At 60.3% G+C, this 22046-nt stretch carries 20 protein-coding genes; 13 read left to right on the forward strand and 7 right to left on the reverse strand.

Annotated elements, in window-relative coordinates:
• Window positions 1-5: 5 nt before the first annotated feature.
• From FXO12_RS02950 to FXO12_RS02995, 10 genes are all read left to right on the forward strand, one after another.
• Window positions 6-2075, forward strand: coding sequence for an EAL domain-containing protein (locus FXO12_RS02950; protein ID WP_057974849.1), 2070 nt, complete (start codon window positions 6-8; stop codon window positions 2073-2075).
• 399 nt (window positions 2076-2474) lie between these two features.
• A complete protein-coding gene (locus FXO12_RS02955) occupies window positions 2475-3470 on the forward strand; it encodes an HOASN domain-containing protein (RefSeq protein WP_034126091.1) in 996 nt (331 codons plus the stop codon).
• 39 nt (window positions 3471-3509) lie between these two features.
• Window positions 3510-4496 carry an HOASN domain-containing protein gene (locus tag FXO12_RS02960; protein ID WP_057974848.1) on the forward strand — a complete coding sequence of 329 codons (987 nt, stop codon included), beginning with the start codon at window positions 3510-3512 and terminating at the stop codon, window positions 4494-4496.
• A 29-nt stretch (window positions 4497-4525) separates the two neighbouring features.
• A complete protein-coding gene (gene purB / locus FXO12_RS02965) occupies window positions 4526-5959 on the forward strand; it encodes an adenylosuccinate lyase (RefSeq protein WP_054920866.1) in 1434 nt (477 codons plus the stop codon).
• Window positions 5959-7407: an adenylosuccinate lyase family protein gene (locus FXO12_RS02970; protein ID WP_054897490.1), complete on the forward strand. Its 1449-nt coding sequence runs from the start codon at window positions 5959-5961 to the stop codon at window positions 7405-7407. The genes purB and FXO12_RS02970 overlap by 1 nt, the downstream gene beginning before the upstream one ends.
• Before the next feature lie 38 nt (window positions 7408-7445).
• Window positions 7446-8519 (forward strand): class I SAM-dependent methyltransferase, encoded by a 1074-nt coding sequence (locus FXO12_RS02975; RefSeq protein WP_014718237.1) that lies wholly within the window; start codon window positions 7446-7448, stop codon window positions 8517-8519.
• A gap of 110 nt (window positions 8520-8629) precedes the next feature.
• The gene (locus FXO12_RS02980) at window positions 8630-8959 is read left to right on the forward strand and encodes a hypothetical protein (protein WP_003191756.1); all 330 of its coding nucleotides are present in this window, start codon (window positions 8630-8632) and stop codon (window positions 8957-8959) included.
• 96 nt (window positions 8960-9055) lie between these two features.
• Window positions 9056-9502, forward strand: coding sequence for a GNAT family N-acetyltransferase (locus FXO12_RS02985; RefSeq protein ID WP_034126087.1), 447 nt, complete (start codon window positions 9056-9058; stop codon window positions 9500-9502).
• A gap of 4 nt (window positions 9503-9506) precedes the next feature.
• Window positions 9507-9770, forward strand: a complete 264-nt coding sequence (locus FXO12_RS02990; RefSeq protein ID WP_057974847.1) for a hypothetical protein — start codon at window positions 9507-9509, stop codon at window positions 9768-9770.
• Between the two features lie 398 nt (window positions 9771-10168).
• Window positions 10169-10417 (forward strand): DUF1652 domain-containing protein, encoded by a 249-nt coding sequence (locus FXO12_RS02995; protein ID WP_003191753.1) that lies wholly within the window; start codon window positions 10169-10171, stop codon window positions 10415-10417.
• A 15-nt stretch (window positions 10418-10432) separates the two neighbouring features.
• Here FXO12_RS02995 and FXO12_RS03000 read toward each other — a convergent pair whose 3' ends face one another.
• Entirely contained in the window at window positions 10433-10795 is a 363-nt protein-coding gene (locus FXO12_RS03000) for an NUDIX hydrolase (protein ID WP_057974846.1), read from the reverse strand.
• A gap of 126 nt (window positions 10796-10921) precedes the next feature.
• Between FXO12_RS03000 and FXO12_RS03005 the strand changes: the two genes are divergently transcribed.
• The 3 genes from FXO12_RS03005 to FXO12_RS03015 all read left to right on the forward strand — a co-directional run bounded on the left by FXO12_RS03005 (window position 10922) and on the right by FXO12_RS03015 (window position 13751).
• The gene (locus tag FXO12_RS03005; RefSeq protein ID WP_054920858.1) at window positions 10922-11899 is read left to right on the forward strand and encodes a Gfo/Idh/MocA family protein; all 978 of its coding nucleotides are present in this window, start codon (window positions 10922-10924) and stop codon (window positions 11897-11899) included.
• 45 nt (window positions 11900-11944) lie between these two features.
• The gene (locus tag FXO12_RS03010) at window positions 11945-12574 is read left to right on the forward strand and encodes a ribonuclease T2 (RefSeq protein WP_054920856.1); all 630 of its coding nucleotides are present in this window, start codon (window positions 11945-11947) and stop codon (window positions 12572-12574) included.
• A gap of 589 nt (window positions 12575-13163) precedes the next feature.
• On the forward strand, window positions 13164-13751 hold the full coding sequence (locus FXO12_RS03015) for a LysE family translocator (protein ID WP_054920851.1): 588 nt from the start codon (window positions 13164-13166) through the stop codon (window positions 13749-13751).
• Here the strand turns inward: FXO12_RS03015 and FXO12_RS03020 are convergent.
• From FXO12_RS03020 to FXO12_RS03045, 6 genes are read right to left on the reverse strand one after another with little or no spacing between them, the layout of a single operon-like run.
• Window positions 13693-14586 carry an AraC family transcriptional regulator gene (locus FXO12_RS03020; RefSeq protein ID WP_057974845.1) on the reverse strand — a complete coding sequence of 298 codons (894 nt, stop codon included), beginning with the start codon at window positions 14584-14586 and terminating at the stop codon, window positions 13693-13695. The genes FXO12_RS03015 and FXO12_RS03020 overlap by 59 nt on opposite strands.
• Window positions 14587-14621: 35 nt before the next feature.
• Entirely contained in the window at window positions 14622-16223 is a 1602-nt protein-coding gene (locus FXO12_RS03025) for an ABC transporter ATP-binding protein (protein WP_014718252.1), read from the reverse strand.
• Between the two features lies 1 nt (window position 16224).
• Window positions 16225-17244, reverse strand: coding sequence for an ABC transporter permease (locus FXO12_RS03030; RefSeq protein ID WP_057974844.1), 1020 nt, complete (start codon window positions 17242-17244; stop codon window positions 16225-16227).
• 1 nt (window position 17245) lies between these two features.
• Window positions 17246-18319, reverse strand: coding sequence for a microcin C ABC transporter permease YejB (locus tag FXO12_RS03035; protein ID WP_034126078.1), 1074 nt, complete (start codon window positions 18317-18319; stop codon window positions 17246-17248).
• Window positions 18320-20152 carry an extracellular solute-binding protein gene (locus tag FXO12_RS03040; protein WP_054920846.1) on the reverse strand — a complete coding sequence of 611 codons (1833 nt, stop codon included), beginning with the start codon at window positions 20150-20152 and terminating at the stop codon, window positions 18320-18322.
• Window positions 20149-21978, reverse strand: a complete 1830-nt coding sequence (locus FXO12_RS03045) for an extracellular solute-binding protein (protein ID WP_057974843.1) — start codon at window positions 21976-21978, stop codon at window positions 20149-20151. Before FXO12_RS03045 ends, FXO12_RS03040 begins: the two co-directional genes overlap by 4 nt.
• Between the last annotated feature and the right edge of the window lie 68 nt (window positions 21979-22046).

Consider the following 22046-nt stretch of genomic DNA (forward strand, 5'->3'; position numbering starts at 1 on the left):
GGCCCATGGCGCACACCCTGTTCAAACTTTTCCTGACCCAGCGCCTGGCGGTCCTGGCCAGCACGGAGTCGTTGCGTGCGATTCGTGAGGGGCTGCTGTGGATTCTGCCGTGCCTGTTGGTGTCCGCCGGCTTCCTGATTCTGTCCGAATGCGCCCTGGCGCTGGGGTTCGATCCCCAAGTGGTGAGTTTCCTGGCGGGGTTGCATAAACAGATCAGTTCGGTGATCCCACTGCTGGTCGCGGCCTCCATCGGTTATATGTTGGCGATTCAACACCGTCTGCCACAGCTGCCGGTTGCCTTCCTGTGCCTGGCCCATGTGGTGGTCGCCACCTTCGTGCTGCGTGATTACCCGCGTGCTTCGGCCACGTTCCTGCTGTTTATTGCCATTGCTTCGCCCTTGATCAATGTGCCTGCCATTGCCTGGCTGCACCGCTTTCGCTGGACACGCCTGGTCAACCAAGACCTGGTCGGCCATAACCTCAAGGGCACCATCAACATGGTGATACCCGGCGCACTCACGGCCTTGTCGTTGGTGACCGTGTTGTCGTTGCTGCTGTTGATCCCCCATGTGGCGCAAATCCAGGGGCCGCAGGTGCTTGATGCGTTGCAGACGCCTTACGGCAGCGGGTTGTTTGTGACACTGATGAATTCGCTGCTGTGGTTCTTCGGCATTCACGGCGTGTATGCCATGCAGCCGCTATTCGATGCCCTGGACCAGGCAGTGGCGCTCAATGGCGCAGCGTTGGCGGCGGGGGAGCCGGTGCTGTACTTGCTCAATAACGGCTTGCTGGGCAGTTTTGCGTTTATCGGTGGTTCGGGGGCAACCTTATGCCTGCTGCTGGCGATCCTGCTGTTTTCCAAAAGCCAGTCCATGCGCTTGCTGGCGGTAGCGAGTTTGCCGTTGTCGTTATTCAATGTGAGCGAGGTGCTGTTGTTCGGTTTGCCGATCATCCTCAACCCGCGCCTGTTTATACCGTTTCTACTGGTACCGGCGTTCAACGCGATGGTGGCTTTGATGGTGGTACAACTGGGCTGGGTGTCGCCGGCGGTGGCCAGCGTGCCGTTTACCGCCCCGGTGCTGCTCAATGCATACCTCAGCACCCACGGCGACGTGGCGGCGGTGGTGTTGCAGATCGTTCTGCTGGGGGCCGGGACGCTGGTGTATGCGCCCTACGTGAGAGCGATTCATCGCCAGTCCAGCGATGGCGGCACGGTGTATCTCAAATCTTTGGACATGACCTTTCGCGGCCTTGAGGAAAAAGGCCGTCTGCTAGAGTTCGACCCGGTGCTGGCCACCCACCAGACATTGGCCCGCCAGGCCGCTGAGTTGAACCGCATCCAGCAGATCAGCGATTACGAGTTCTATCTTGAGTTTCAACCCCAGGTCTCCACCCGTACCGGTTTATGCACCGGGTGCGAGGCGCTGATGCGCGCCCGGGACAGCCAGGGCACGGTGCATTCGCCGTGGGAGTTCCTGCAATGGCTGGCGCACGCCAGGCTGATGCCGGACGTGGATGTGTGGGTGGCATCCCAGGCCGTGCGCCAGTATCAGAAATGGCAGAAGGTGGGTTTTGAACTGCCGATGACCATCAATATTTCCAGCACCACACTAAAGGATGCCGCCTATGGCGACCGCCTGGTGGAAATTCTTGGCCAGGCCCGTGGGCAAGTTTCAGTGGAAATTACCGAAGACGCGCTGGTCAGCGACATCCCGGCCACCCGCCAGACCATCCAGAAGTTGCAAGCCATGGGGGCCAAGGTCTATCTGGATGATTTTGGCACTGGGTTTTCTGCGTTGAGCTATCTGCACCAGTTTCCTGTGGATTTCATCAAGATCGACCGCAGTTTTGTGGTTGCCCAGCACGACCCTAAAGGCGCCCAGGTGCTCACCGGTATGTTGCGCTTCTGCGAGGCCCTGGACCTGGGCGTGGTAGTGGAAGGGGTCGAGACGGCTGAGCAATTGGCCTTTTTGAGTAACGGGCCTGAGTTGTTTATCCAGGGCTGGTATTTCAGCAGGGCACTGCCTGGGGATCAGTTGCCGCGCTTTGTGCTTGAGCGCAGGGCGTTGGTCTGATGACCGACCCTATCTACCTGGCACCCCGATCCAACTGTGGGCGCTGGCTCGCCGGCGACGACCATAGGTAACTACACAACTTTGGTGCGACGCTGGACCTGTGGCGAGTGAGCTTGCTCCCGTGACGGACTGACAGCCGACGCTGATCTAACTGACGCACCGCGATCTAACTGTGGGAGCTGGCTTGCCTGCGAAGACGGCCTGACAGCCGATACAGTTGGATCGTGTACATATCCATTCCTGCGGTAACGGCTAATTGGGGTTCCGCCCTGACGCCATCACCTACCATCGCCAAGCCTTGAAAGAATTTTCCTACAGGTGTTGACCTTGCCACTACGGGAACCTTTAGGCTTTTTTCCGAGTATGTCCAACCACAAAAACAAGATTCAGGGGTTATCAATGGATACTGCTGCCCTGCAACAACGCTCGGATTCCGATCTGTTCACCACCGCCTCGCGGCTGATGACGAATGCCTTGGAACCCGGCGCCAACTACACCCAGGTCACCCGCGCGCTGGAAGCGCTGCTCGCACTGACTCGGCAAGGCCTGGCGGGAGACGCTGGCGCCTACGCGCACTACCAGTCAGCCCTGCTGCAACTGCATATTCCAGGTGACCCGCGCACCGAGCCGACCCGGCGCTGGATGGCCAGCGAGGTCTACCGCGTCGAAGATGAGTTCGCCGCCGACGTGCCGGGCTTCACCGCGTTGCCGGTGGAGGAGTTCCGTCAACAGGTCGACGCTGAAATCGCCGCACGCAGCCGGGTCAACCACCCGATGTCGGTACACCTGTTCCAAGGTACGCCGCCGGTGCAGGATGTGCGCTTCTTCCTGGAGCATCACTGGACCCGTTCCTACAACTTCTACAGCCTGCTGGCCGAACTGGCTTTTCGCTTCGAAGCCATCGAGGACGCCTCGGTGTTTTACCGCAACCTGTACGGCGAAGCAGGGGCTGAGACACCGGAGCGTTCGCACCCGGCGATGCTCGCCCATCTGATGGAGTATTTCGATATTCCGCTGGCCATCGACTTTCCCGCGCTGCATCCGCTGGAAAAGGCCTACCTGAATAATCGTATTCGCTGTGTGCGCCACACGGATGTCGCCTGGGGCCTTGCGCTGCTGTATGCGGTGGAGTCTGTCAGTTGCGTCAACCATCGGCGCATCTACGAGCTGTTGCAGCGCCTCGACGTTCCAGAGCAGCCCAGCGAATTCCACCGCTTGCATGGCACCCAGGATGAAATCGACACCGAGGAAATGTGGGCACTGATTGCCAAGTTTGCCAGCGAGGAGGGCTTTCAGCGCACGTTCATGCGCGCACTCAAGCGCCACTTCGAAATCAACAAAGCCTACTTCGACAGCCTGTGGCAGCAGATGCAGGCCCAACGCCTGTCTGCCTGAATGGCCTGCGATCCGAAAACAAAAATAATGGAGCACATGATGAGCCCACGTAATTTTTCCCTGCCGCAATTGCAGAATATTCACACGGCCGAAGCCCGTCTGTTGGCGGAAGCCTTGAAGCCGGACGCGACGTTCAATCGCATCGAAATTGCTGCCAATATGCTGCGCGCCCTGTGCGAGACCGGCCAACGTGGCGACGCCGCGAACGCAGCGCAGTGCCAGCAATTGCTGTACATCCTGTCGCTGAGCGATGACGTGGCCACCGCCTCGACCCGGCGCTGGCTGGCCAATGCCGTCTATAGCGTACAAGAGCGTTTCATGCCGTCAGCCGACCTGGCATCACCCTTGTCCGAGGCCGGTTTCCAGCAACGCCTGGAAGAGCAGATTGCCGCGCAGTCGCGGGAAAACCATCCGATGTCGCAGTATGTGTTTGAAGGCAAAGCCTCTCGCGAGCAACTGCAGGTGTTTTTGCGCCATCAATGGTTCCGCACGTACCGCCTGTACCGGGATGCCGCCGACCTGCTGGTCAACCTGACTGATGTGGACGAGGCGGCCGCCCTGGCGCGTTATCTCTACGGCGAGTTGGGCGAAGAAGACGAGCGGCGCTCCCACCCCCGCCTGTTAGCCAAGCTGCTTGCCGCCGTGGGCCTGAATGCCGATTTCGAGGCGCTCTCGACGATGCCCGAGGAAATCGCCTACCTCAACAACCGCGCACGCTGTTTCCGCAACCCCGATGTCGGCTGGGGCCTAGCGGTGTTCTACATCACCGAACTGGTGGTGCCGGGCAACCACGGCAAGCTGTACAACGCCCTGCGCAACGCGGGCTTGAGCCAGGATGACGCGGAGTACTACGAAGTGCATATCAGCCTGGTGCCGCCGCGGGCCAAGCGTGAATGGACGCTGATCTCACGGCGTATTCCGGACCTCGGGTTTCAGAATGCGTTCCTGACGTCTTTGGCCGAGCACTTCCGGCTGGAGCGGGCTTATTACGATGCAGTCTGGGAAGAAGTACAACGCGTGAAGTAGCCCTCCCTGGACAACCCGAGTAACCCGACATGCCAAGTCATATCACTGAATCCCGTATCCACGGGGGCGCTTACTCGTCCCCGGAATTTGCTGCGATCTTCTCTGATGCCAATCAGGTGCAGAAGTGGCTCGATGTTGAAACAGCGCTGGCGGCGACCCAGGCGCAGATGGGCCTCATCCCCCACGAGGCCGCCCGGGAGATTGCCCGGGTAGCCAGCGTGGAACTGCTGGACCTCGACGCGTTGGGGCGCGAAGGCCTGGAAACCGGGCACATCCTGGTGCCGACCCTGCGCGCATTGCAGGGGTTATGCGCCGATGGGCTGGGCGAATACGTGCATTACGGCGTGACCACCCAGGACATCCTCGACACCGGGCTGATCCTGCAAATCCGCGATGCCTGGGGCCTGGTGGTGCAGCGTTTGCGCGGGATCCGTGGGCATCTGCTCACGCTCGCCCTGCGCCATAAGCACACGCCGATGGTCGCCAGGACCCATGGTCAACACGCTTTGCCCACCACGTTTGGCTACAAGGTGGCGGTGTGGGTCGATGAGATTGATCGACACCTTGAACGCTTTGAAGAAGCCTACGCCCGGGTGATGGTCGGCAACCTGACCGGCGCCGTGGGCACCCTGGCCGGGCTTGGCCCGCAGGGTTTGGAAGTGCAGCGCCGTACCCTGGAAAGCCTCGGCCTGTCGGCACCGTTGAGCAGTTGGCACAGCGCCCGCGACCGCATCCTGGAAGCAGCGTGGTTGCTGGTGCAGGCGTCGGCGACGTTGGGCCGTGTCGCCAATGAGATCTACCACCTGCAGCGCACCGAGATCGACGAAGTGCGCGAGGGGCGGCGAGCAGGGCAAGTGGGGAGTAGCACCATGCCCCACAAGCAAAACCCATCGACCGTGGACCTGATCAGCGCGCTGTCGCGGCTGGTGCGCGCGCAGATGGTCGCGCTGACCGACGCCGCTTTCCAGATGCACGAGCGTGACGGCACCACTTGGCGCATCGAATGGGCGGCCTTACCCGAGCTGTTCATTTACGCCGGTGCGTTGCTCGCTCGTATGGAAGGCTTGCTGCAGGCTGGGCTGCAGGTGCGTGAAGCGCGCATGCGCAGCAACCTGGACTTGCTGGGCGGGCTGATCCTGTCGGAGCGCGTGATGCTTGCGCTGGCGCCTCGGTGTGGCAAGCAGACGGCCCATCATCTGGTGCACGACATCGCCCTGCAGGCCCAGGACGCGGGCGTTTGCTTTCGCGATGCGCTGCTTGGCGACCCTCGGCTGCGCGGTTGTTTCAGCGCGCAAACGCTCGACGACTTGCTTGACCCGACAGCCTACACAGGGCTGGCGGCCGAGATGGTCGATCTGGTGGCAACTAAAGCAAGACCTCGCGCTTCAGGCGATGGCGCTGAGGCGGTGATGGCAACCCAAGGCAATACCAGTCAGTCCCTGTACGCTACGGAGGGTATGTGATGGATGCGCAAACATTGGAAGTGACAGCCCGTGCGTCTTGCACCGCACGTTCGGACCACCCGGGCTTTGATCATGACGGCGAGCAATGCCGCCACGAACACAGCCACATCCTCGATTCGAAAACCCACGGTTCGGGTTATGCCGGCCCGCAGAGCCGCAAGATCTTCTGCAGTCATTGTCGCCTGCAACGTTGGCTGGACGTGGAAGCTGCGCTGGCCATGGCCCAGGCCGATGTCAACATCATCCCGCGCGAGGCGGCCCTGGAGATCGAAAAGGCCGCGTTGCTATCGGGCATCAATGTGCGCCAACTGGCCGAGGGCGTGGCTGCCACTGGGCATTCGCTAATGCCATTGCTGAGCGCCCTACAAAAAAATTGTAGCCCCAGTGCCCGTGAATACGTGCATTACGGCGCTACCACCCAAGACATCCAGGACACCGCCCAATCCCTGGAGATGCGCGATGTGCTTGATGCGATGGATCAGGCCCTGGAGACTTTGCTGGGCAAGTTGTCGACCCTGGCCGATGCGCACCGTGACTCGCTGATGGTCGCCAGGACCCACTCGATTCCCGCTTTGCCGACCACCTTCGGGCTGAAGGTCGCCGGCTGGATCGATGAGCTGTTGCGCCACCGGCAGCGCTTGGCCGAAGCCCGCCAGCGTGTACTGGTGGTGCAACTGTTCGGCGGGGTCGGCACCATGGCGGCGTTCGGCCCGGACGCCATGCCGATGCTGGATCGTTTTGCCCAGCGCTTGTCGCTGCAAGTGCCCCTGACGGGCTGGCATGTGTCCCGTGACCGCGTTGCGGAGTTCGTCAGCACCCTGGCCATGGTCACCGCCTCGTTGGCCCGCGTAGCCGATGAAATCCGTACGCTCAATCGTTGGGAAATCGCTGAAGTGGAAGTGGGCTGGAGCGACCAGCAGATCGGCAGCAGCACCATGCCGCACAAACGCAACCCCGAAGGCTGCGAGCAGGTGGTGGTGTTGGCACGGCTGGCCAAGGCCCAGGTCATGCTCGCGCTGGACGCGATGATTCTTGAGCATGAGCGCGATTACCGCGGTACGCGGTTGGAGTGGTGCGCGGTCGCGGACGTTTCCCACTATGCACTGATGGCGCTCTCGATTCTGACCGAGACCATCGATGGGCTCACCGTGAATGTGCAGAAAATGGAATGCACCGCCCAGGCCTATGGCGATGCCATCTGCACCGAAGCGGTGGTGTTCGAAATGGCGCGCAAGCTGGGCAAGAGCAGCGCCTACCAGATCATCTTCGAAGTGTCCCAGGCCAGCCAGCGCAATCACGTGTCGATCCGCGAGGCAATCGAGGCCGATGCGCGGGTGCTTGCGGTCATGAACGACGGCGCCCTGGCCCGGCTGTTCGAGCCCCGTACTCACTTGGGCATGTCCGAACGCATCGTTGACAACGTGCTGGCCAAACTCGCCGGCCACTGATCCCTTAACAGATTTGCATATTCATCAAGGAGCGACAGATGTCCAACGTTATGGAAGTTGATAAAGCCAAGGTCCAGCAATTTTCGGCGCGCATCATGGAGGATTACGGCAACACGCTGCGCGGCGCCATGCTCTACATCGGCGACCAGCTCGGTTTGTTCAAGGCTTTGGCCGACGGCCAGGCGGTGACCCTGGAAGAGTTGGCGCACAAGACCGGCTACAACGCACGTTACTTGCGCGAATGGCTGGGCAGCATGGCCACCGGCAATTATGTGACCTACGACGCGCAAACCCGCCGCTACCAAATGCCCGCCGAGTTTGTGCCGGTGCTGGCTGATGAAGATTCGCCGTATTTTGCCGGTGGCATTATCCAACTGAGCGTGCCGTTCGTGAGCATGGCGCCCAAGGTCATCGAGGCCTTCCGCCATGGTGGTGGTTGCGCTGAAGAGGCGTTCCCGCTGGAAACCTGGAAAGGCATGGAGCGCATGACCATGCCCTGGTACAAGCACTACCTGGTCCAGCACTGGATTCCATCCCTGGACGGCGTCGAAGAGAAGCTCAAGACCGGCGGCAGTGTGCTGGATTTCGGCTGTGGTGCGGGCCTGGCGGCGATCACCATGGCCAAGGCCTATCCTGAGGCGCGCATTGTCGGCTGCGACTTCCACCTGCCTTCCATCGAGTTGGCGCGGGCCAACGCCGAGGCGGCTGGTGTGGGTGACCGGGTGCAATTCGAGGTGAACGACTCCGATGCGTTGCGCGGCCAGCAATTCGACTTCGTGACCACCTTTGTGGTGATCCACGATGCCACCGACCCTCAGCAGATGCTCAAGGATTTGCGCGCCGCCACGGCCGAAGACGGTACTTACCTGATGGTGGAGCTCAACCTGTCCGAGGAACTGCACGAGAACATGAACCTGTTCGGGCGCGTCATGTACCCGCAGAGCACCCTCTATTGCATGACCTGTTCGCTGTCCCACGGTGGGGCAGGGCTGGGGGCATTCATGGGCGAGAAGCGTGCCCGCCAGATGGCTGAGGCAGCCGGGTTCAGCCGCTTTCGTAAAGTGCCTTCGCAGTGGCCACCGATGCCGGCGCTCTTCGAACTCAAGCCTTGATAGGAAGCATCCACGAGTCGCTTTGCGCAGTAAGGCAATTTAATGGCCCCTTTGTAACAAAATCCTCGCCAAAATCACTTTTATTTTCAGGTGGTTAGGTGAGGATGCAAATGCGCTCTGTGGGAATGATGCTGATTGCCTGCTCCCTGGCCGGCGGCGCGACTGTCGCGCAGGCCAGGGAATTGCGCGAGGGTGACAAGTACATGTGCAGTTGGGGCGCAGGCACGGCCGCCAGGGCCCAGGAGCTAAAGTTATCCGGCGTTTCGCTATACGCGGCCCGGCAGAAGATCCAGACCCTCAAGTTCAGCAAATCGTGGATGCGCATGATGGCCATGGGCATCACCGAGCAGACCTATGACAGCCGCTCAAGGCTCAAGCCCGAGGCGATTCGTCAAAGCTTTTACCAGGATTGCCTGCGCTACAAGGTCGCGCGCAAGTAATCCGTAGCCCGCACCAGCCGTGGGGCCTTTACAAATCCACGACAAACCCCGTGTGAGTATTTGCATACAATTGCGCACTTCTTGATGGAGGCGGGTATGCAAGTGCTGATTCGAACGGCGACACCTGATGACGTCGACACGCTGTGCGCGATTCGCACCTCGGTAGTGCAAAACCACCTGAGCCTTGAACAGATGGCTGGCCTGGGGATTACCCCGCAGGTATTGAGCGATACGTTGCGCGCAGCACCTTGCGGCTGGATCGCGGAAGTGGACGGCCAGGCGGCGGGGTTTTCCATGGTCGACCTGGATGAAGGTGAAGTGTTCGCAATGTTCGTGCTGCCCTCGCACGAGAAGCTTGGGCTGGGCCGTCAACTGATGGCGGTGGCCGAGGCGGCCCTGTTTGAGCACCACGACACGCTCTACCTGGTGACTGATGGGCGTGATGAAATCCGCGCCAATGGGTTCTATCAGCGCCTGGGCTGGTCCGTCGTGGGCCCGGTCGATGGTGATGACGTTCGTTATGAAAAGAGCAGGGCGCCATAAGGCCATGAATGCCCCAGAGCCTCCATCGTCCAACGGCTTGCGCTACCTCGCGGTGGGTGTGCTGGGCATCGCCGTGCTGCTGGGGTTCTATTTCATTCAACTCAACGCCAAGGTCGACCGCCAGCGCGAAGAGGCGGCTGAACGCCTGACGCTGTGTCGTCATCTGGAGGCCGTGGTGGGCGCCACTGCTTCCAGTCGTGAGGCCCTTCAAGAAACATGCAAGCAGTTAAGTGAACAGTTACTTGAAAGCGCTACGCCCGATCAATAACCATTTTTTATACAGGGACTTACTGTCGTTACTTGCACCAAAAAGTAGCACGACTACTGCCTTCTACCTTAAAAAATATGTGGTTATTGAATGACTTACGACGCTTTCAATCCGACGAAAGGATTAAAATAATCTTGTTACATGTTTTTACAATCGCTACTATAGCCGGGCGTTCACCTCCCACGGTTTATGCATTTTTAAATCCCAAGTTTCCATCAGCTACTTGGGATTTTTTTTGCCCGCGATTTAATCTCGGCCTGTCGTTCATGGCCGGTGACGCCCTACTAAAGTGAGGGCTGGCTAACACTTTTGCATTAATTGTCCGGCGGCCGGCAAAACCTTATCTATGCTGCTTGCATCACCTCAATCGGGTAGAACCCAGGGACGGGGGGCTGATCATGATTTCCATCACCGAATTCAACCGCATCATGGCCTCAGGCTTCCTGCCGCTTGCGTGTGAGTGCTGCCTCAATAGTGACGGCTCGCTGCGCATCAGCGTGTTCGAGCCTGCGTCCGGTCGTGTCGACTTGCTGCTGACCCGCGTATCACCCGAAGGCCTGGACAGCATCCGTGCCATCTCTAACCTGATTGGTGAGTTGCGTACCGAGATAAAGGCCGGGCGCCGTGGGTTTGCTGCGGTAGGTTAAGGGCCGTCCAGCGCGTCAGAGGCGCCGCAGGAAGGATTTGACGATGTGGCGGGTAGCGTCTGTGGTATCCAGCTCGTCCACGGCGCTGTAGGCGTACCACTGGCAATCGACAATCTCATTGCACGGCCGTGCCTCGTCGATATTGACCACTGAGGCCTCAAATACATGGTGGACGGTGTCGCGGGCCTTGAGCTCCTGCAGGTACAGCAAGCCGTCCACATTTAAACCGGTTTCTTCTTCCAGCTCGCGTTCCGCCGCGCCTACCGGGCGCTCGTGCGCTTCTACTTTCCCGCCGGGCAATGCCCATTTAGATCTGGCCTTGCGTACGAAGAGGATATGCCCCTCATGTTCGCAAATGACGGTCGCCCTAATTTTCATCGAATGTGCCCCCGCGCCGGATGAATGTCATAAAAGTGTAATGCAATTGTCATGCTAAGTGGTTATGGCGCGCCAGGGCCTGTATGTGGATACTGCCCGATTGACGAATACGACCGAGGACATTAGATGAAGACCATACGCTGGGGCATGATCGGCTGTGGCAGTGTCACTGAATTGAAGAGTGGACCGGCTTTCTATAAAGCGCCAGGTTCGGCATTGGTCGCGGTGATGGGGCGGCGTGCCGAGGCGGTGCGCGATTATGCGGCGCGCCATGGCATTGCCCGTTGCTATACCGATGCCCAGGCCTTGATCGATGACCCCGAGGTGGATGCGGTCTACATCGCCACTCCGCCCGACAGTCACCTTGAGTACGCCCTGAGAGTGGCCGCGGCGGGCAAACATTGTTGCGTCGAAAAGCCGATGTCGCTGAATGCTGAACAGAGCGCGTTGATGCAGCGCACATTCGAGCGCGCCGGGCTGCATCTGTTTGTCTCCTACTACCGGCGTTCATTGCCACGCTTTCAGCAAGTGCGCACCTGGCTGCAGGAAGGCCGTATCGGTGAGTTGCGCCACCTGACCTGGACCTTGTGCAAACCCGCTGCCGTAACAGACTCCGACGCCACCAATTGGCGCACCGATCCGGCCATTGCCGGTGGCGGTTACTTTGCCGACCTGGCGAGCCATGGGTTCGACCTGTTCCAGTACCTGGCCGGGGACATCGTCGAGGTCTCAGGCTTTTCGGCGCGACAGGCTGGGCGCTACGCGGCAGAAGATGCCGTGACGGCCTGCTGGACATTTGCCAGCGGTGCATTGGGCATGGGCTGCTGGAATTTTGTGGCGGACCGACGCGAAGACCGGGTCGAACTGATCGGCAGTCGCGGTCGTATTCAGTTTTCGGTGTTCGAGGACCAGCCGCTGCGTCTTGAAGGCGAGACCACCGAGGTGTTGGACGTGCCGTGTCACACCCATATTCAATGGCACCACGTCCTGAACATGAACGCGCATATTCGTGGCGAGGCCGAGCATCCGTCGCTGGGCATCGAAGCGCTGAAGACCGATATCATCTTGGACAAGGTGTTACACCGTTACTCCCAGCATCCCTAGGCGTGGCAATAGCGTAAGGCTTTACTCTTTTAAAGGAATACCGGGATGAAATACTGGATGGTGATGTGGCTGCTGATGGCCACCGCGGCAACGGCGGCGCCACGCAGCCAAGGGCAGGCGGGTGAGTTTGATTTCTATGTGCTATCGCTCTCGTGGTCACCCACGTTTTGCCTCACGCACTCAGGCAACGAGCAATGCTCAGGTAAAGGCTACGGCTTTGTGCTGCATGGTTTGTGGCCGCAATACGCACGGGGAGGGTGGCCGGCGTCCTGTACACCGCAGACGCGCTTGAGCGCGGCAGAAATGGACAAGGGCGCGGCGCTGTTTCCCACCCGCACGCTGCTCAAGCATGAGTGGGCCAAGCATGGTACCTGCAGTGGGCTGGAGCCGTTGGAGTATCTGGAGAAGACCGATGTGGCGCTCGGTGCGGTTGCCATTCCGCAGCAACTGCAGCCGTTCAATACGCCGCCGTCATTGCGGGCCAACGAGATCGAGGCGCTGTTTCGCGAGAGCAACCCACGCATGGGCAACCACGGTATGGCGGTGATCTGCAAGGGCAAGGTGCTGTCGGAAGTGCGGGTGTGCCTGACCAAGGATCTCGCGTTTGCCGGTTGCCCGCGCAGTGTGAAGAGCCAGTGTCGGGGGGGCGATATTCGTATTCCCACCCAGCGCTGAGAGGTGCCCTGGATCCCACTATGAAAGCTGGCTTGTTGGGTCGCCGTATCGCTGCGATCGCGGCGTGCCAGCCGATGGCTATCTACCTGACGCCCCCGCGATCCAACTGTGGGAGCTGGCTTGCCTGCGAAGACGACCTCACAGTCGACACCGTAATACCGAGTACCTATCCATTCCTGCGGTAACGGCTACTTAGGGTTCCGCCCTGACGGCGTCTCACTTTTGAAAAGCCGGAATGCCGGCCCAGACAAAAGTAAGCAAAACGCTCTTGCCCCACCACGTTACCCACGAATTCAAGCCTGCGTTCGGCCAGCGTGGTTTAACGGGGCGCCTGAGATCAAGATCACAAGCAGATCAAGATCAAGAGCGGCTCGCTTCGCATCGTGGTTACCTGTGGGCGGCACATTTGACATCTCTGTCGATTGAACGGCCGCCATCGCAGGCAAGCCAGCTCCCACAGTTTATCGCGGGGGCACTAATCAGATCAGCGTCCGTTTCTGAAGTACCCAGGGGCATTTTCTTCAATACCCTCGTGTCCCTGCGCGGTACCGTGATCTAAACCTCGTTTGGGATCACAAAAGGAACTGCAATGAGCTTGATTCTCTCCATGGCCGCCTTTGCCCTGGCCACGTCCATCACGCCGGGACCGGTGAATGTGGTCGCTTTAAGTTCTGGCGCACGTTTTGGTTTCGTCGCCAGCCAGAAACATGTCTTCGGCGCCGCCGTGGGTTTTACCTTGTTGTTGGTGTTGATCGGCCTGGGGTTGCATGAAGTATTGGTGCGCTGGCCGATCCTGATTCAATTGATCCGCTGGGGCGGCGTGGCGTTCTTGTTGTATATGGCTTGGAAGCTGGCGGTGGATGATGGCCGTCTGGACGCTGACGGTGCGCACTCCGCGCCGTCGATGTTGTATGGCGCGATCATGCAGTGGCTCAACCCGAAAGCCTGGCTGGCGTGTGTGGCAGGCATGGGGTTGTTCGTGGCCGATGGCGATGCGGCGCAGGTATGGTTGTTTGCCGTGCTTTACCTGGTGATCTGCTACCTGTCGGTGGCGTGCTGGGCGTATGCGGGGACGTTTTTGCGCCGCTACTTGAACAACCCCAAAGGTGTGCGCCTGTTCAACCGCTCAATGGCCGCGTTGCTGGTGGCCAGTGTGGGTTATTTGCTGATGGCTTGAGGTTCTCGCGGTATTGCCCCGGCGTGGCCGCGAAGTGTTGTTTGAAGGTGCGCTGGAAGTGCGCCTGGTCGGCAAAGCCCGCGGCCAGGGCGACGTCGGCAATCAGTGCGCCATTGCGCAGTTGGCTGCGGGCGAACTGGATGCGGCGGTTGACCATGAAGGCGTGGGGCGTCAAGCCGTAATACTGCTTGAATGCGCGGATCAGATAAGACGGCGACAGTTCAGCGGCCTGGCAAATGTCTTCGAGTTTCAAGGCCTGTGTGCAGTGGGCGCGGATGTAGTCGGCGGCGCGTTCCAGTTTGTGGTTGACCTCGCGTACCGGCGTCAGTGAAGGATTCAGGCGCTGTTGCACCTCGGTGAAGTAACTCACTAGCGCACTCTGTTTTTGCAGCAGTTCGGCCTGCTCATCCACTAGCGTGCGGTACAGGTCAAGCAAGCCGTGGTACAGCCCGGTGTCGCGAGTATGGGGTGTGTCGAATGGCCGGTAGCCCTGGTCGGTACTGAACCCCAACTGGTATTGCAGGTCGGTCAGCCACGGCGTGTCGAGGTACAGCATGTGGTAGGACCAGGGCTGGTCATGGATGGGGTTGCACGCATGCACATCGCCGGGGTTCATCAGCACCACGGTGCCGGCGCTGATTTCGAAGGTGTGCGCGCCGTAGTGGTAATAGCTGCAGCCCGTGGTGATCGCGCCGATGGAAAAATGCTCATGGGCGTGTCGGGTATAGGTGACCTTGCGCCCGTCGGCGATGCTGCGGGCTTCGATGAACGGCAGGCGTTCGTCGCGCCAGAAGCGCGGCGTGTCTGCGGGACGGGTGATCGGGCTGAGCGACATGGCGTTATTTCTCCTGCATTCTCACCCGCGTTACCTCAGGCCGGTACCAGAAAAGCGGCCTTGAGCAACTGCCGGGTATAGGCATGTTGCGGGTCGGCAAAAATAGCCTGGGCATCGCCTTGCTCCACCACCTGGCCTTGCTTGACCACCATCAATTGGTGACTCAGCGCCTTCACCACCGCCAGGTCATGGCTGATAAACAGGTAGGTCAGGTTGTACTTGGCCTGCAAGCCGCGCAGCAACTCTACCACCTGGCGTTGTACCGTGCGGTCCAGGGCCGAGGTGGGTTCGTCCAGCAGGATCAGGCGCGGCTTGAGCACCAGCGCTCGGGCGATAGCGATGCGTTGGCGCTGGCCGCCGGAGAATTCATGGGGGTAGCGATGCCGGGATTCGGGGTCCAGGCCCACTTCCTTGAGCGCCGCGATAATCGCCGCTTCCTGTTCGGCGGGCGTGCCCATCTTGTGGATACGCAGGCCTTCGCCAACGATCTCGCTGACGCACATGCGCGGGCTCAGGCTGCCGAACGGGTCCTGGAACACCACCTGCATTTCCCGGCGCAACGGGCGTACCTGTTGTTGGCTCAGGCGATCCAGTTGCTGACCTTCGAAGCGAATCCCGCCCTGGCTGCCGATCAGGCGCAAAATTGCCAGGCCCAGGGTGGACTTGCCCGAGCCACTTTCACCAACGATGCCCAGGGTTTGGCCCTGAGGCAGGCTGAAGTTGATGCCGTCCACGGCCTTGACGTAATCCACGGTATTGCGCAAAAAACCTTTCTTGATCGGAAACCAGACTTTCAGGTCGTCCACTTCCAGCAGCGGAGGGCCGACATCATTGTTGGCTGGCCCACCGCTGGGCTCCGCCGCGAGCAACTCCTGGGTATAGGGATGCTGGGGCGACTGGAACAGTGTCTCGCAATCGGCCTGTTCAACGATGCAACCTTGCTGCATCACACACACACGGTGGGCGATGCGCCGTACCAGGTTGAGGTCATGGCTTATCAGCAGCAGCGCCATGCCCAGCCGCGCCTGCAGCTCCTTGAGCAATTCCAGGATCTTCAACTGCACGGTGACATCCAGCGCCGTGGTCGGCTCGTCGGCAATCAACAACTCCGGCTCGTTGGCCAGAGCCATGGCGATCATCACTCGCTGGCGCTGGCCGCCGGACAGCTCGTGAGGCAACGCCTTGAGGCGTTTGTGTGGCTCGGGGATACCTACCAGCTCCAGCAACTCCAAGGTGCGTTGGGTGGCGACCTTGCCGGTCAGGCCCTTGTGCAGGCCGAGCACTTCGTTGATCTGCTTTTCGATGGAATGCAGCGGGTTCAACGAGGTCATCGGCTCCTGGAAGATCATCGCAATGCGGTTGCCGCGTATATGCCGCAGGGTTTTCTCTTTGAGCGTCAGCAGGTCTTGCCCTGAATACTCGATAGTGCCAGACGGATGCCTGGCCAACGGGTAGGGCAGCAGGCGCAGGATCGAATGGGCGGTGACCGATTTGCCTGAACCGCTTTCGCCCACCAGCGCCAGAGTTTCGCCGCGCTTGATGTCGAAACTGACGTGGTTGACCACGCGGTGATGATGCTCGCCGGTGACGAACTCGACACTGAGGTCGCGGATTTCGATCAGGTTGTCCGGATTCATCTCATTTCCTCGGGTCGAACGCATCGCGAGCGGACTCGCCGATAAACACCAGCAGGCTCAACATGATCGCCAGCACCGCAAAGGCACTCATGCCCAGCCACGGCGCCTGCAGGTTGGATTTGCCCTGGGCCACCAGCTCACCCAGCGACGGCGAACCTGCCGGCAGCCCGAAGCCGAGAAAGTCCAGGGCGGTCAGGGTGCCAATGGCGCCGGTAAGGATGAAGGGCAGGAAGGTCATGGTCGAGACCATCGCATTGGGCAGGATGTGACGGAACATGATCGCGCCGTTCTGCATGCCCAGCGCCCGCGCCGCGCGTACGTATTCCAGGTTACGACCGCGCAGGAACTCGGCGCGCACCACATCCACCAGGCTCATCCAGGAAAACAGCAGCATGATCCCCAGCAGCCACCAGAAGTTGGGTTGCACGAAGCTGGCCAGGATGATCAGCAGGTAGAGCACCGGCAAGCCGGACCAGATCTCCAGGAAACGTTGCCCGGCCAGGTCGACCCAACCGCCATAAAAGCCCTGCAAGGCGCCGGCAATCACGCCGATGATCGAGCTGAGTATGGTCAGGGTCAGGGCAAAGAGCACCGACACGCGAAAGCCGTAGATCACCCGCGCGAGCACATCGCGCCCCTGGTCATCGGTGCCCAGCAGGTTGACCGAGGACGGCGGCGCCGGGGCCGGGACTTTCAGGTCGTAATTGATGCTCTGGTAGCTGAACGGAATCGGTGCCCACAAGGTCCAGGCGTCCTTGGCTTTCAGCAGCTCCTGGATGTACGGGCTCTTGTAGTTGGCTTCCAGCGGGAATTCACCGCCGAAGGTAGTCTCCGGGTAGCGCTTGAGCGCCGGGAAGTACCAGTCGCCGTCGAAGTGCACCGCCAGGGGCTTGTCGTTGGCGATCAACTCAGCGCCCAGGCTCAACACGAACAGCACCAGGAACAGCCACAGCGACCACCAGCCACGCTTGTTGGCCTTGAACCGCTCGAACCGGCGGCGATTGAGGGGGGACAGGTTCATCTCAATGCTCCCGGCTGGCAAAGTCGATACGCGGATCGACCAGGGTGTAGGTGAGGTCGCCGATCAGTTTCACGATCAGCCCCAGCAGGGTGAAGATAAACAGCGTGCCGAACACCACCGGGTAGTCACGGTTGATCGCCGCTTCAAAGCTCATCAGGCCCAGGCCGTCGAGAGAGAAGATCACCTCCACCAGCAACGAGCCGGTAAAGAAGATGCCAATGAAGGCCGAAGGGAAACCGGCGATCACCAGCAGCATGGCGTTGCGGAACACGTGGCCATACAGCACGCGGCGATTGGTCAGGCCCTTGGCCTTGGCGGTGACCACGTACTGCTTGTTGATCTCGTCGAGAAAGCTGTTCTTGGTCAGCAGGGTCATGGTCGCGAAGTTGCCGATCACCAGGGCGGTGACGGGCAGCGCCAGGTGCCAGAAGTAATCGAGGATCTTGCCGCCCCAACTCAACTCCTCGAAGTTGTTGGAGGTGAGCCCGCGCAAGGGGAACCAGTCGAAATAACTGCCACCGGCAAACACCACGATCAGCAGAATCGCAAACAGGAACGCCGGTATCGCGTAGCCGACGATGATCGCCGAGCTGGTCCACACATCGAAATGGCTGCCGTGGCGCGTGGCCTTGGCGATCCCCAGGGGGATGGACACCAGGTACATGATCAGGGTGCTCCACAACCCGAGGGAAATGGACACCGGCATCTTTTCCTTGATCAGGTCGATGACCTTGGCGTCCCGGAAAAAGCTGTCACCGAAGTCCAGCTGGGCGTAGTTCTTGACCATGATCCACAAGCGTTCCGGCGCCGACTTGTCGAAGCCGTACATCTTTTCGATTTCCTTGATCAGCGCCGGGTCCAGTCCCTGGGCGCCACGGTAGCTGGAACCGGCCACCGCGACTTCGGCGCCGCCGCCAGCAATGCGGCTGGTGGCGCCGTCGAAGCCTTCGAGCTTGGCGATCATCTGCTCCACCGGGCCGCCGGGAGCGGCCTGGATGATGACAAAGTTGATCAACAAGATCCCGAACAGCGTGGGAATGATCAGCAACAGGCGGCGAACAATATAGGCCAGCATTTAATCGCCTCCGCTCGCCGCATCGGCGCGTGTGTCCAGGGGGACGGCAGGTGTGACGTCGGGTTTGCTCCACCAGGTCGCGGTGCCGACGTCGTAGCGTGGCGAGACCTTGGGGTGGCCCAGGTGGTCCCAGTACGCGACGCGAAAGGTCTTGATGTGCCAGTTGGGAATCACGTAGTAACCAAACTGCAGCACACGATCCAGCGCCCTGGCGTGGGCGATCAGGCTTTGCCGCGAACCGGCGTCGATCAGCTCTTCCACCAACTGGTCGACCGCGGGGTCCTTGAGGCCCATGTAGTTGCGGCTGCCGGGCTTGTCGGCGCTGGAGGATTTCCAGAACTCGCGCTGCTCGTTTCCCGGCGAGGTGGATTGCGGGAAGCTGCCCACCAGCATGTCGAAGTCGCGCGAGCGCAGGCGGTTGACGAACTGTGAGACGTCCACGCGACGAATCACCAGGTCGATGCCCAGGTCTGCCAGGTTGCGCTTGAACGGCAGCAGGATGCGCTCGAACTCGGTCTGGGCCAGCAAAAACTCTATGGTCACTGGCTTGCCGGTGCTGTCGACCATTTTGTCGTCAACAATCTTCCAGCCCGCTTCCTGCAGCAGTTGGTAGGCCTCGCGTTGCTGGGTGCGGATCATGCCGCTGCCGTCGGTGTGGGACGGTTCGAATGCCTGGGTGAAGACTTCGCCAGGGATCTTGTCGCGCAGCGGCTCGAGAATCGCCAGCTCGTCCGGACCGGGTAGGCCGGTGGCGGCCATTTCCGAGTTTTCGAAATAGCTGCGGGTACGGGTGTAGGCACCGTTGAACAGTTGCTTGTTGCTCCACTCGAAATCCAGCAGCAGGCTGATGGCCTTGCGCACCCGCACGTCCTGGAACATCGGCTTGCGCATGTTGAACACAAAACCCTGCATGCCGGTGGGGTTGCCGTTGGGAATTTCTTCCTTGATCAATCGGCCTTCTTTCACCGCTGGAATGTTGTAGGCATTGGCCCAGTTCTTGGCGCTGAACTCCAGCCAGTAGTCGAACTGCCCGGCCTTCAAGGCTTCCAGGGAGACAGTGCTGTCGCGGTAGTAATCGGTGATGCGGGTATCGAAGTTGTAGAAGCCCTTATTGACCGGCAGGTCCTTGGCCCAATAATCCTTGACCCGCTCGTAGCGAATCATGCGGCCCGGCTTGACCTCGGCCACCTGGTAAGGCCCGCTGCCCAAGGGGATTTCCAGGTTGCCCTTGGAAAAATCCCGGCTGGCCCACCAGTGTTTGGGCAGTACTGGCAACTGCCCAAGGATCAACGGCAACTCGCGGTTGTTGGTGCGCTTGAACTTGAACAGCACGCGCAACGGGTCTTCGGCCACCACCTCATCGACGTCGGCGTAGTAGTTGCGGTACAGCGGGTTGCCTTCCTTGATCAGGGTCTGGAAGGTAAACACTACGTCTTCGGCGCGTATCGGGTGGCCGTCATGGAAGCGCGCTTCGGGGCGCAGATAGAAGCGCACCCAGCTGTTGTCCGGGGCTTTTTCGATCTTGCCGGCCACCAGGCCGTATTCGGTGATGGGTTCGTCCAGGCTTTGCATGGCCAGGGTGTCGTAGATCAGTGGCAGGTTGTCTGCCGGTACGCCCTTGCTGATATAGGGGTTGAGGCTGTCGAAGCCGCCCATGGCCGATTCGCGGAAGGTTCCGCCCTTGGGGGCGTCGGGGTTTACATAGTCAAAATGCTTGAAGTCGGCGGGGTACTTGGGGGGCTCGTTGTAGAGAGTCAGCGCATGCTGAGGCGCGGCGTGCGCCGCGGTGCACAGCAACAGGCTGGCGAGCAGGGTAGTACGCAAGGACATCATTGGGCTTTCTCCGAAGCTTTCAGCCACCATGCGCTCAGGCCCAGGCTGTAGGGCGGCGTGGTGACGAAGGCGAACCGGTTGCGGTACGCCAGGCGATGATAGTTGAGGTACCAGTTGGGAATGCTGTAGTGCTGCCACAGCAGCACCCGGTCCAGGGCGCGGCCGGCAGCCAGTTGTTCTTCGCGGGTCTGCGCCGCCAGCAGTTGGTCCAGCAGGTGGTCGACCACCGGGTTGGCGATACCGGCGTAATTCTTGCTGCCTTTGATTGCGGCCTGGCTGGAGTGGAAGTACTGCCACTGCTCAAGGCCGGGGCTCAAGGTCTGGTTGAGAGTCATCAAAATCATGTCGAAATCGAATTGATCGAGGCGCTGTTTGTACTGTGCGCGGTCAACGGTACGCAAGCGGGCGTCGATGCCGATGCGGGTCAGATTTTCGACATAGGGTTGCAGGATGCGCTCGAGGTTCGGGTTGACCAGCAGGATTTCCAGGCGCAGCGGTTGCCCGTCCTTATCCAGCAGGCGCTGCCCTGACAGTTTCCAGCCGGCCTCGCTGAGCAGGGCCAGGGCCTGGCGCAGGGTTTCGCGGGGAATGCCACGGCCATTGGTGTGCGGCAGACTGAACGGTTGGGTAAACAGCGCGGCCGGCAGTTGGTCGCGGTAGGGCGAAAGCATCAACCACTCATGGCCCACGGGCAGGCCGGTGGCCGAGAATTCACTGTTGGGGTAATAGCTCACCGAACGCTTGTAGGCGCTGCTGAACAGCGTGCGGTTGGTCCATTCAAAATCGAATATCAACCCCAGGGCTTCACGCACCTTGGCCTGGCTGAACGCCGGTCGCCGGGTATTCATGAACAGGCCCTGGCTCTGGGTGGGGATCTGATGGGCGATCTGCGCCTTGATCACATCGCCGCGGTTGACCGCCGGGAAGTTGTAACCGGTGGCCCAGTTCTTGGCCTGATGCTCGATATAAATGTCGAATTCACCGGCCTTGAAGGCTTCAAAGGCCACGTCGCTGTCGCGATAGAACTCCACTTCGACCTTGTCGTAGTTATAGAAACCCTGGTTGACCGGCAGGTCTTTGCCCCAGTAATCCTTGACCCGTTCAAACACCAGTTGCCGCCCAGGCGCAACCTTGGTGATGCGGTAGGGCCCACTGCCCAGGGGCGGCTCGAAGGTGGTGGCCTTGAAGTCACGGTTTTTCCAATAGTGCTGGGGCAGCACCGGCAACTCGCCCAGGCGCAGGATCAGCAAGGGGTTGCCGGCGCGCTTGAACACAAAGCGGATACGGTGAGGGTTGAGGATATCGACCCGGGCCACTTCCTGCAGGTTGGTGCGGTACTGCGGGTGGCCTTCGGTCAGCAGGGTGCGATAGGAAAACGCCACGTCATCGGCGGTGATCGGCTTGCCGTCGTGAAAGCGTGCTTCGGGGCGCAGGTTGAACACCACCCAACTGCGGTCTTCGCTGTATTCCACCGATTGGGCAATCAGGCCATAGCTTGAGGTGGGTTCATCGCCCGACGGCGCGTATTGCCCGGTGCCCACCATCAAGGGCTCATTGAGCTCGTTGACGCCGTACTGCAGGAAGTTGGCGGTGGAAACCGGGCTTGAACCTTTGAAGGTGTAGGGGTTGAGCGTATCGAAGGTGCCAAATGCCATCACCCGCAATGTCCCGCCTTTGGGCGCTGCAGGGTTTACCCAATCGTAATGGGTGAATTTGGCCGGGTACTTGAGTGTGCCGAACTGCGCATAACCGTGGCTTTCGGTGATCGTCGCGTTCGCCGCAAAGCTCAAGGCCAGACTTATTAGTAGAAGGAGGGGACGCTTCAAGTCAGAGATCCGATCCAGGCGGCTTGGGCTTTATGATCGGTACAGTAACAGCTTGTTCCGGTTGGAAA

Origin of the sequence: Pseudomonas sp. J380 (assembly GCF_009827115.1) — a bacterium.
GTDB lineage: Bacteria > Pseudomonadota > Gammaproteobacteria > Pseudomonadales > Pseudomonadaceae > Aquipseudomonas > Aquipseudomonas paracarnis.